The organism is Nostoc sp. CCY 9925, assembly GCF_963920935.1.
Lineage (GTDB): Bacteria > Cyanobacteriota > Cyanobacteriia > Cyanobacteriales > Nostocaceae > Nostoc.
This window is the reverse complement of the sequence record NZ_CAWUDO010000159.1, coordinates 1-12,603: the sequence shown is the minus strand read 5'-3', so window position 1 is coordinate 12,603 and position 12,603 is coordinate 1. Positions and strand designations below refer to the sequence as shown.

General features: G+C 42.0%; 6 protein-coding genes. 2 read left to right on the top strand and 4 right to left on the bottom strand.

Annotation, left to right across the window (positions count from 1 at the left end; translation table 11 throughout):
- Positions 1-200 precede the first annotated feature (200 nt).
- On the bottom strand, positions 201-2,051 hold the full coding sequence (locus ACM0OY_RS37275) for a ShlB/FhaC/HecB family hemolysin secretion/activation protein (protein WP_414573748.1): 1,851 nt from the start codon (positions 2,049-2,051) through the stop codon (positions 201-203).
- Positions 2,052-2,241: 190 nt separating this feature from the next.
- On the opposite strand from ACM0OY_RS37275, the gene ACM0OY_RS37270 reads away from it, so the two are divergent.
- A complete protein-coding gene (locus ACM0OY_RS37270; RefSeq protein WP_414573747.1) occupies positions 2,242-7,335 on the top strand; it encodes a CHAT domain-containing protein in 5,094 nt (1,697 codons plus the stop codon).
- A gap of 241 nt (positions 7,336-7,576) precedes the next feature.
- On the opposite strand, the gene ACM0OY_RS37265 is transcribed toward ACM0OY_RS37270, so the two are convergent.
- The 3 genes from ACM0OY_RS37265 to ACM0OY_RS37255 form a co-directional block, all read right to left on the bottom strand.
- Positions 7,577-9,289, bottom strand: a complete 1,713-nt coding sequence (locus ACM0OY_RS37265) for a putative bifunctional diguanylate cyclase/phosphodiesterase (protein ID WP_414573746.1) — start codon at positions 9,287-9,289, stop codon at positions 7,577-7,579.
- Positions 9,290-9,750: 461 nt separating this feature from the next.
- Positions 9,751-11,016 (bottom strand): Na/Pi cotransporter family protein, encoded by a 1,266-nt coding sequence (locus ACM0OY_RS37260; protein WP_414573745.1) that lies wholly within the window; start codon positions 11,014-11,016, stop codon positions 9,751-9,753.
- A 425-nt stretch (positions 11,017-11,441) separates the two neighbouring features.
- On the bottom strand, positions 11,442-12,029 hold the full coding sequence (locus ACM0OY_RS37255) for a DUF2459 domain-containing protein (RefSeq protein WP_414573744.1): 588 nt from the start codon (positions 12,027-12,029) through the stop codon (positions 11,442-11,444).
- Positions 12,030-12,158: 129 nt separating this feature from the next.
- On the opposite strand from ACM0OY_RS37255, the gene ACM0OY_RS37250 reads away from it, so the two are divergent.
- On the top strand, positions 12,159-12,386 hold the full coding sequence (locus tag ACM0OY_RS37250; protein WP_414573743.1) for a hypothetical protein: 228 nt from the start codon (positions 12,159-12,161) through the stop codon (positions 12,384-12,386).
- Positions 12,387-12,603 lie beyond the last annotated feature (217 nt).

The window sequence follows — 12,603 nt, the reverse complement described above, 5'->3', positions numbered from 1 at the left end:
GCAGGTCGATGCATCAAAGGCGCAGGTCGATGCATCAAAGGCGCAGGTCGATGCAATAAAGGCGCAGGTCGATGCAACAAAGGCGCAGGTCGATGCAATAAAGGTGCAAGTCGATGCATCAAAGGTGCAGGTCGATGCAATAAAGGTGCAGGTCAAGAAACTTGTGTGTATACCCTAGCCTCATCTCTCTCATCTCCCCACTAAGGCTGATACCGCAGGCTAAAATAAAAGCCATCATCTTGAGCGTTATTACCGCGATCGCTCAAATCGATAAATGGAAATCCATAATCGAGTCGTAAATTTAAATTATCAATGCCAAAGGCTTCATTCCACAATAATCCTAAACCTGCACCAATCAGAAAAGTTTGATCGGGTAGCTGATTGGGATTATTTGACTTATTCCAAACAGCTCCCATGTCAACAAACGGTGCTACTTGAATGGTAGATAATCCAGATTCATTACGTTGCACTGTGATTCTATCTTCGATCGCTACCCGAAATCCATTATCCCCTGAGCGCACATTTTGGCGATATCCTCTGACTGATTGTCCGCCGCCAATGACGAATTGCTGGGAAGGTAAAAGGCTATCTGGTGTTAGCTGTAATTCTGCTTGGACGATCAATAATTGGTTGTTGCTGAGTCGCTGTACGCGCTGTATTTGACCTAGCCAACTGAAAAAGCGACCATCGGGTATGGGGTCATTGTTGATTGTGGCATCTAAGATGTCAATGCCAAAACTAAATTGCGATCGCAAGAACCAAGCACCTTGGGGTTCGCGTTTGATATAATCTTGACCAAACTTAATGACGCTAGTACGGCTGACTCCATTGGCGTCGGGGCCGATACCAAAAGGGGTTGCCAGGTTATCCAAGAGAAAAGTTTGACCATCTTGATAGGTAAATCCTAAAGATAGGGCAAATTCAACTCTTGGCGATCGCATTAATGGTTGGCGATAATTGATTTCATAAAGATCCTGGTTTGCCCGAATCCCAAGGGCATCAAAGGGCACTTCAGTAATTCTGTTACGATTAAATGCAGCTCTAATTTGTACCTTTCCATCCATAGCATTGACGGGAACCTGATACCTAAAATCATAGATATCGGAACCACCAGTGAACGAGTGGAAATAATAGCCTGCTAACTCATCTCCCATCCCAGTTAAATTGCGATGGCGCAGTTCAACACCCAATCTTTCTGCACCAATACTGGGAGGCGAATAATTATCTACACCCAAGCTACCAGTTAAAGTATTTGCCTCTTCAACTCTCACAACCAAAACACTTTGACCAACTTTACCCGTGGGACGCAGACGTGCTTCCACATTTGTAAACAAAGGATCGAGTCGCAATAGCTTTAGTTGGTCTTCCAACTTACCAATATTCAGAGGTACACCAGCACCTAATTCGATGCGACTACGAATATAAGCTTGGTTTAATCGCCGCGTTCCTTGGATATCTATCTCTGCTAAACGCCCTTCAATGACACGAATGACCACAATTCCATTAGCGGTACTAGGTTGCTGAGTGTCGGGAATTGCTCTGGAATTGAGATAGCCTTTATTTAGGTAAAGCTGGGTAACAGCGTCTGCTGCTTGTCTGATTTCTTCTAAAGTCAAGTCCCGTTCTTCAAATGGCTTGACAACTGCATTCAAGTCATTTTCACGAAAAACTGTGCTATCTATAACCTGGATTTTGCGGACTCGAATGCGTTGTGGTGTTTCTGGTTGCGCTGGCGATGATTCGGGATTTGGTTGTGGTTGATTCGGTTCAGTTACCGGGGAAGGTTCTGTTTCCTGTACGATTTTTAACTCTCGGTAACTACTATCTCCATCCGAGTTTGGTGTAAAGTTATTAGCTGTAGCTCTGAGTCCATTTGCAGCTACAATCCATACCGCAGGCAGAATTAACAAGCCACACTTGAAACTGAAACTGTGCTGATTCCATTTAGTATTTGCCAGACTTTGCCAAGCGTCTAACCGATCGCAGAGAGAAAAAATTCTTGGCTGAGTCGTTGCTTTGGGCTTAACACTAGTTTCTGTTCCTTTTCTCATTGATCCTCGGTGGGTTGCCTGAACAGTTATCTGTTTACTAATTTAGGGTGTATGAATATTTGAATATCATATTTGTGACATGCCAATTTAAGAAAATTTGTAACTAAAAAATAATAAACAGCAATGATTACCTAAGTGAAAGCCCTGAGCATTATATTCTGATAATAGGTAGAAAACTTGGATTACTTCGATGTCACCACTGATTTCCATTGTCATCGTTAATTACAACCGGGAGGCTTACCTTCAAGAAGCGATCGCCAGTGTCTTAGCCCAGACATGGCAAGGCTTTGAGCTACTAATTTGGGATGATGGCTCTTGTGATGGATCGGTGGCGATCGCCAAAAGATATGCTCAACAAGATGGGCGAGTGCGGGTAATCCAAGGACACCATCAAGGAGTTGCTGCGGCTTGTAAGGCAGCGATTAATCAAACTACTGGCAGTTACATCGGTATAGTTGACAGTGATGATATCCTCGCCCCTACCGCCTTAGCCGAAACCGGCGCAGTCCTAAATCGCCACCCAGAAACGGGATTTGTTTATACTGACTATTTAAATATCGATGCACACGGCAAAGTTCTCGGTTACGGTCATCGCTGTGATATCCCCTACTCAAAGGAAGGTCTGTTAGTAAACTTCATGACCTTCCACTTCCGCCTCATGCGTCGTTGTGTTTACGACCGAGTGGGAGGTGTCAATGCGTCCTTTACTGGTACTTCCTATGACTACGATTTGTGTTTAAGACTTTCCGAAGTTGCCCAAGTACGCAGAGTTAAACAGCCCCTGTACTTCTACCGAATTCATGCTCAAAGCATCTCTGTGACTAGAAAAACAGAACAAATTCTCTGGTCAAAAAAGGCGATCGCTCAAGCACTTTGGCGACGCGGATTAGCAAATAAGTTACAAATCGATGTAGAACTATCCACAGGTCGCTTTATTTTGCGGCGCAAAAAATCTTTACTCTCCAGTATCGCCGCTTCATTACTAGTTATTGCCCCGCTTTTGAGTGCCATCAGTCCCAAATTAGCCCAAGCACAGCAAATTGTTCCTGCTGCTGATGGTACAAACACAATTGTCACTCCCAACGGCAATCAACTCAATATCACCGGCGGTACAACTTCTGGTGATGGTGCTAACCTCTTCCATAGCTTTCAACAATTTGGAATTTCACCAGAACAAATCGCCAACTTTCAAGCCAGCCCAGCCCTACAAAATATCCTTGGTCGGATTACAGGCGGCGATCCTTCCATCATCAATGGCTTAATTCAGGTAACTGGTGGCAGCCCGAATTTGTTCTTGATGAATCCAGCCGGATTTATTTTTGGAGCAAACGCCAGCTTAAATGTACCTGGTGCTTTCACGGTGACAACAGCCAACGGCATTGGCTTTGGCAGCAGTTGGTTTAATGCCATCGGTGTTAATGATTACACTAATTTAGTTGGAAACCCTAATGGATTTGCCTTTAGTACTAGCCAACCAGGAGCGATTATTAATGCTGGGAATTTAGCAGTTGGTACGGGGCAGAACTTGAATTTATTGGGTGGTACGGTGGTCAATACTGGGCAAACTTCAGCACCAGGAGGACAGATTACCGTCACATCCGTACCAGGTCAAAATTGGGTGCGCCTCAGTCAGCCAGGAAATGTCCTAAGTCTGGAAATTCAGCCCCTCGCCTCTAGTAGCAACCAGCCGAATAACTGGACAATTCCCATTGCATCTTTACCAGAATTGCTCACAGTTGGTAACACTAACACTGGATTAACTGCTAATCCTGATGGAACTGTACAACTAACAGGCTCTAACGTCAAAATTCCCCCAACTCCAGGGACAACCATAGTTTCTGGGACAGTGGATGTATCAAGTCAAACAGGCGGCACAGTAACTGCTTTGGGTACAAAAGTAGCAGCGATCGATGCCAATATTAACGCCTCTGGAAGCAATGGTGGCGGTACTGTACTAATTGGTGGCGATTACCAGGGAAAGGGAAGTTTACCAAATGCAGAGCAGACTTATGTTAACTCTAACTCGGTGATTAATGCCGATAGTAAATTGGATGGAAATGGCGGACGAGTCATTGTTTGGGGGAACGACACAACCCAATATTTTGGTAACATTTCGGCTCGTGGAGGAGCAAATTCTGGCAATGGTGGTTTTGTAGAAGTATCAGGCAAAAATTTCTTGACCTTCAACGGTGTGGTAGACACTTCAGCCGCCAATGGTAGCTTTGGGACATTATTACTAGACCCCAGCACATTAACTATTATCGATGGTGTAGCCGGAACAGGTGATTTTGATGCCACAGCTGGCAATATTGCTTTTGCCGATGCAGATATTGGGGCGAATACAGTTTCATGGGGTGCGATCGCCGCGTCCGGTGCAAATATCAACTTACAAGCCACAGGCAATATTACCATCAATGACATCACCGGAGCTACACCCACAGTTACAACCGATGGTGTCGCTACATTAAACTTGGGTACTGGCGGTAGCTTCAGCCTGTCCTCACAAACCGGTTCTGTAAACTTTGTTGACCCCACCAACACAATTGAGACCAACGGAGGAGCAATAAATATTTCTGGTGCCAGTTTATCACTAGGAAATCTAGACACAACTGTTGATTTCAATAGAAGCGGGGATATAACCTTGTCTGCCAGTGGCAACATTAGTGCAGGCAACATCATTGCCAGTGGACAGGGCTACTCAGCAGGTAATGTTCAAGTCATAAGCAGCAATGGTGGAATTACCCTGAATCAGATCAATACCAGCGATAGTGGTGCTGATGGTGGTGGTGGCATCACAGGAACGGTGACTTTGACTGCGGCAGGCAATATCCTCACAGGTACAATTAATTCCTTTTCCAATGATGCTACTACCTCAGGTACAGGTGGTAATGTAGTAGCAACAACTACCGCAGGGAGTATCACCACAGGGGCGATTAATTCCTCTGTAATCAAGACCGGAGGTGGCGATTTCACTGGCACGGCTGGCGCGGTCACCTTAACTGCCACAGATAATATTACCGTTAATGACGCTATTGATGCCTCAGCAAGTGCGATCGGAGTGGATGGGACTGGAAATCTTACAGCTGGCAATGTCATTTTACAGACTACCAATACTGCTGGCAGCAATATTAGTTTTACTACCATCAACACTCAAGCCATAGCTGACGACTTTGGTGAGGGTAACACTGTTCAAGGTGGCAATGTGCAAGTGCTAACCAACGGCCTAATTCAAGGATTAGGAGGGGCTGAGGGTGAAACCATCGCAACTGGTGGATTTTTTGTTGGTGAAGGAGGTACTGCCGTTCAACCTTTAGCAGGAGGTACTATTAGCATTCGACATGATGGTGGCCCAGACAATGTGGATTTCATCGTAGGTAATGCCAGTGTCAATGGCACAGCAGGGTCAATTAGTACAGGGGCCACTGCAATCGCCCCTACAAATAACTTTCCAGTTTTGCCCAATGGTGGAGATGCTAGCGGTACCCCAATCGGCATCACCATTACTTCCGTAAATACCCCGCCTACGGTGACAACAAACTCACCTCTATCACCCAATGCCCAAGTCAATGAAACCTTGACCTTTACATTTACTGCTAGCACTAGCGATGTCAATTTAGATAACACCACTGTTTTTCTTGATGCCATCCAAGTAGGAACTCTCAGACGAGGTGATACAGTTTTAGCTGCCGGAGACACATTAACTATAGGTGAAACACTAAATTACACACCACCAACCGATAGCACAGGGCTAATCAATGCATTCACTGTCAGAGCTAGCGATGTCGTTTCAGCGTCAGAACCCGTACAGGTAGCAATCAACGTCAATGTGCCTGATGTGCCTGATGTGCCTGATGTGCCTGATATTCCTGATGTGCCTGATATTCCTGATGTGCCTGATGTGCCTGATATTCCTGATGAGCCTGATATTCCTGATGTTCCTCCCTGCTCATTCCAGTGCAATCCAGGTAACCCAGGTAATCCCGATCCTGGCGATCCGAAGATTGGTGACCCTGTAATTAATACCGATCCTACTCCGGAAGATAACTTCACAAATGATTTTGGCGATTATTTAGGTATACCCAATCCCAAAATTAAAACACTGGATGAGGCCAAAGAAATTGCTAACAAAATTGAGAAAGCTACTGGTGTAAAACCTGCATTTATTTACCTTAGTTTTGTTCCTGTGGAGATTATACCGGAGAGAACTAAACAGCTGAATACCCTACTAGAACAGGATAGCGACGAACTGGAAGTAGTGGTAGTCACTGGAAAAGGTGACCCCATTCGTAAGCGCATCCCAGAAACCACCAGAGCCAAAGTTTTACAAGTAGCTCAACAATTTCGTGACCAAATTGTGAGTCCACAAAACCGTCGCCGCACTGGTTATTTGCGCCCATCTCAACAACTTTATCGCTGGATAATTGCACCACTGGAAGCAGATTTACAAGCTAGAAAAATTAACAATTTAGTCTTTCTACCAGACATTGGTTTACGTTCAACTCCAATGGCAGCGCTTCACGATGGTAAGCAGTTTCTGGTAGAAAAATACAGTATTGGCTTGATGCCAAGTCTTAGTTTGACCAACACACTCTACACAGACATTAGAAAATCTCAAATTTTAGCACTGGGGATTTCTGAAAGTACTCAAGGACAAGATCCTTTACCGGCGGTTCCCTTAGAGATTTCAACACTGGTATCCAAACTCTGGCAAGGCAAATTGTTATTGGACAAGCAAGCCACCTTAGAAAATCTCAAAACTGTCCGTCGTCAACAACCTTTTGGCATTATTCACATGGCGACCCATGCGGATTTTGTGACTGGCGGCTTAAGTAATTCCTATATTCAGCTGTGGGAAGATAAGTTACGCTTAAACCAGTTACGGCAGCTGCGGTTGAACGAACCTCAAGTAGAAATGATGGTGCTGAGTGCTTGTAGAACAGCTTTGGGCGATAAAGAATCAGAACTTGGGTTTGCTGGTTTAGCAGTGCTGGCAGGCGTGAAAACTAGTGTTGCCAGTCTTTGGTCGGTTAACGATTCTGGTACAGCAGCATTGATGACGAAATTTTATGAGAATTTAAAGACAGCTCCGATTAAAGCAGAGGCTTTGAGACAAGCTCAAGTAGCTATGGTCAAAGGGCAGATTTACTTAAAGGATGGTCAAATTCAAGGTTTGGGAGTAGTCGGGAACTTGCCTTTGCCTACCCAAAGTATTGATGAAGGTGATGAATCACTTATGCATCCTTATTATTGGGCTGGATTTACAATGGTGGGTAATCCTTGGTGAGTAAAAATTCAGAATTCTTCTTTTTAAGAATCCTATTTGAATTTTGAAAAATATCAGTGGTGGCTGTTGACACTCAACAGTCAACTAGTAGTCTGTCAAGTGAAGTTTGAAGGCTAAAGGAACGAACCGCAAAGGGCGCATTCGCGCAGCGTCTCGTTAGAGAAGAACGCAAAGGAAGAAGGGAAAAAAGAAATAAAAATCTGTCTCACCCAGCAAAGTTGGCTTGACAGACTACTAGTTATTATGCAGCTATTTCCTGCATGTGCTGAGAATTTTGCTTGAGTGTGTCGGTGATTCTGTCGGGGGGAGCAGGGATACCAAAGTAGAATCCCTGGCCTTCTTGACAGCCACGTTTTTTTAAATAATCAAGCTGTTCTTGAGTTTCCACTCCTTCTGCTGTAATTTTTAACTGGAGGCTTTTAGCTAATGCAATGATGGCATCGGTGACTGCGGCGCTATCAGAATTTGATGTCACGTCTTGGACAAATGAGCGGTCAATTTTGAGCATGTTCACAGGAAAGCGCTTCAAATAGTTGAGAGAAGAATAACCAGTGCCGAAGTCATCCAAAGCTAGCCATACTCCTAATTCTCGCAATTGTTTCAGGGTTTTCACGGAGTGCTGAATATCAACTATTAAGGAGCTTTCTGTGACTTCCAGTTCTAAATAAGATGGTTGCAGTTTCGTCTCCTCTAGGATTTGTTTGATAACCCCGACTAAATTTGCTTGTTCAAATTGTCGAGCCGAAAGGTTAACTGACATCCGAATTGGGGGTAGTCCGGCAAGTTGCCAGTTTCGATTTTGGGCGCAGGCGGTTCGCAATACCCATTCACCAATAGGTACGATTAAACCATTATGTTCGGCAATGGGAATAAACTTTGCTGGAGGAACCAAACCTCTTGTAGGATGCTGCCAGCGCAATAGTGCTTCTACTGCTGTGATTTGTTTGGTGTCCAAATCAATCAGCGGTTGGTAATAAACTACGATTTCGCCGCGTTCCAGCGCTCCATATAATTCGTTTTCCAATGATAATCGTTCTTGTAACTGAGCGTTAATTTCTGGTGAATAGAATTGGTATTGGCTAGATCCTTGGTGTTTTGCTTGATACAGGGCTATATGAGCCTTTTGCAATAGTTGATCCACACTATTACCATTGCCTAAGTCACTAATTGTAATACCGACGCTGACTGTAATATGAATTTGCTGGCTATCTATGAGGAAGGGTTTAGACAGTATATTCTGTAAGGTTTTTGTGAAACTAATTACTTTTTCAAAGGATAAAATATCCATCTGAGCGATCGCAAACTCATCTTGACTCAAACGCGCCAAGATATCTGTTTTACCGATACAGTTTGTCAAACGTTGGGCAACTGCTCTTAATAGGTGATTAGATGTTTCATGCTCCAACCCATGACTGATACCAGTGAAATCATCAACGCCTAGAGAAAGAACAGCAATCAATTGCTGGGGATTCTGGGATTGTGATACTTTTTGGTAAAGGCGATCGCTAAATAAATCTCGATTCGGTAACCCAGTCAAATTGTCATAATTAGTAATCTGGTGAATCAACTCATCTAATTTGTGCAGAGTTTGTGAAGTATCTGCCATGAGTGTGCCTGCCTCATCACCAAATTCTGTGGGCAGTTGTGGTAATTTTTTGGTTTGTAAATAGTCTTGCAATGCCGCAGATGTCAAAATTACGGGGGCAAGTAGGTAGTGTAATGCAAAAAGGGTAGCCGCTGTTCCTGCTAGTGTAGCTAAAAGAGCATTCAGCAGCACTCGGATTGCTATTTCCCAAGAATAGGAGTTGGAAGTTACGAAATTGAAGATTAAAGCCAAAAGTGGTACGTGAGTTCCCAAAAACGCCACTACCATAATTTTGGCAGTATAACTTTTTTTAACCAATCCGAATTGAGCCAGAGAAGAGTATAGATAAAGTTTCTGATTGAGCTGCATAAATGTTAGTCCAGAGTTGAGAGTTAGAAAATGGTTTACTACTAAATCTTTGGTAATTTAACGATTACGCGGCAATCGTGTATGTTCGTCGGAAGTTCCTCACAGTTGAAATTGCAATTTTAAACTCCGTTTCTACCCCTTGCTGAGAATTCATTGACAATTTGCGATGTATGTGAGATTGCTTGCTATTTATATCTTTCTGTCATATCTTGACACTAGTTTTAAGTTAATTAAAATAGTTTGTTTCCGTCTTCATAGAAAAACTAACTAGCCATAAAACTGGTTATAAGTACTTGCTCTCTGAGTTTTTACTAGTAGTAATAAATTTTAACTTAATGAAGATTTAAAAAAGTTAGGTCATCGAAGAGGACAACAGGACAAGGGAATAAAGGAAAAAGCAGGATCTTCCCTTTCCCCATTTTTGCAAAAAGTCTTTTGTCTCTCGCCTTGTCCTGTTGTAATCACTTCTTTAACGTTTCAACCTGCCGATTTTGGTTTTGTACATCAGGAATTAGCCGTTCCAGCCAACGGGCAATGGAGGGTAAAAAGGCGATCGCTATCATCACTCCCAAGACGTTAAATATCAATTGTGCATTGGCAATTTGCCGAGCAATGTCATCTCCAGCACCAAATAACTGAGAAATCCACTGAGCCAGTGCTGCTAATTGACTGGCAAATAAAATCCCCACAGCAGCACAAACAAGATTAAATAATAAATGAAAGACACCTGTCCGCACTGCTGGGCGATCGCGTCCCAAAGTAGCTACTAGTGTGTCAGCACAAGTGCCAACTTCAGCACCCAGCATTAACGCCACACCTGCGGGTAATGAAATTAATCCTTGACTAGCCAAAGTTACAATAATCGCAACTGTCGCAGAGGAAGATTGAACTAAAACCGTAAACAGCGCCCCGACTCCAGCACCTAGTAGCGCGTTGTTACCCAAGGTTTCCATCCATTTGATAAATGGCTTGTAATCCTTGAAAGGTTCCATTGCGTTTTCAATTGTCTCAAGTCCGAAAAATAGCAAACCGATACCAAGAGTAACTAATCCGATTTGCTTCCAACGTTCTTTCTTAGACAAAAGAATTAATAATAGACCAATGAACATTGCTATTGGTGCATAATCGCTAATATTAAAAGCAACTATTTGAGCACCAATAGTCGTGCCAATATTGGAACCTAAAACCACACCAAGAGATTGTACAAACGAGAGTAAACCAGCACTCACCATTGCAATCACAATGATAATTGTCACTGAAGACGAATCTAATATTGTTGTCGCCACCGTGCCAGTTGCTACTCCAGCATAGCGATTGTTGGTGAACTTGCTAATCAAATCTCGTGCCCGATCGCCTGCGATCGCTTCCAGTCCTTCAGCCATCCGCGTTACACCATATAAAAACAGCACTAATCCCGCTAGCGCACGCGTGATAATTGTGAAAATATCTAATTTTCCCTGTTCTTCTGGTTTAGATTCAGAACTCTTAGTTTCCTGACTATTTTTCCTTTCTTTACCAGGATTTTGAAGTTGATTAGTGTTTTGATTTTGTCCTTCTTCTCCTGCAATGGCAATCCGATCGTTAATGCTAATTTCTAAAGATGGCGATAGGGCATCTAGCGAATAAAAATTGCTGCCAAAAATAGAAGGAGCAACTATCAAACCTAAAACTATAATACTTAAACCGAAACTGGTAAACACTCTCTTAAAAATTTTTGATGACAGCATAAACTTCCTATTAATTATTTTGTTTTGGCTATTCTTTAAATATATAGAATTAATTAAATCTAAAAATTTTAATCCAAAACTTATAAAAGCAATTTAAAATTTTTCGATATTATTATTGCGAAGAAATTAATATTTCATCTTTTTATAATTTATTAATCAGCGAATATTTAAAATTTACTCTGCTCTCAACCTAAATTGCTTGCATCTTAAGAAAGATATTAATGGTTGTATTTAACCATTTAATTAAAATTTAAACTCAACTTAAATAAACAATAATCCTCATACCAATACTGTACAAAGATGTGCTCTCTATAAGGCAATAAGTTTTAGTTAAGGAAATTTATCTCTTAAGGCGGGCAGGGTAAGAGGAAAAAGATTAACCCAAGCGTATTGACTAATAAGGAAAAATATAATTCCGAATCATCTTATCTATTATGGACTCGAAAATTAGCCCACATCACCAAACCATTGACTTGACATTCTAAATCTTTCAACCACGCAACTAATTCGTGGTTACTATTGTGTAATATAGTGTATTTTTGCTCCTCTTGGACAAAAGTTAGTCCTATTAGATCGTTTTCAATTAGTGTGTCGATATTCTTCATGAAGCGTTTGTCTAATGATTTGACTAATTGCATTGCTTTGGTTTGCGCTACTTCAAAACTCAATAACTTAGCATTTTTCTTGGCTACCATTTCTCGTAACTGGTCAATATTAGAAAATTTTCGCCGTCCAAGAGCGCCTTTGGTTGGTATAAAAAGTGCAGCTAGTCCATTGTGAAAGTCTTGCTTATTGAGTGCAAAATAATTCCAATCCCCATAAGCGTATACAATTAATCCGCCTTTGCTATTAGGTAAAACTAGTTCTGAATGCCAGTAAAAGTCAAGGACATAAACAGCGATCGCCTGCTCAGTATCGGTAGGAGGTATAATCACTCTAGGAGTGAATATACAAACCAGCAAGATAGAAGTAACAACTGTCAAAATCAATATTATAATCCGGCGTAAACGCATAGTTTTACATAGGTTGTGATTACAGATAATATAGATAGAGTTAAGTATCAAAAAATTGGGAGATATAATTTCTGTTAGTATTGCAGCTTCGGATGATTAACTTTTAGCTTCTAAGTAGTGAATATCCTTATGATTAGTTTAGTATTATTATTAATTGGTTTAGGAATTTTGTTTTTAGCTTGGAAAACTCCAGACGAAATCCATCGCATTGCGAGTATGGTTGCTGGAACAATTTCTTTGATTTGGGGATTTTCTCTAGCTCCCTTATCATTTCAACTGCTGTTTGAGATTATTTCAGTTCTGGCAGCTTTTTCTGTTTGTATGCGTTGTTTGGGTTGTGGTTTCAACCGAGATTAATTTTTCGCTTGATAAACTTTGAATTTTGCACACAACCATAAACTACTTACCACCAGATAATTAAAAAAATTTGAATTATTTATGCGTGCAATGATTTTAGAGGCACCGTGTCAACCCTTACGGTTAAGAGAGTTACCCATACCAAAACCCAACTCCCAGCAAGTAAGTAGGTCGGTGTTGAAAATTATCGTTATGACAAGGCAGGAGGCAGGAGGCA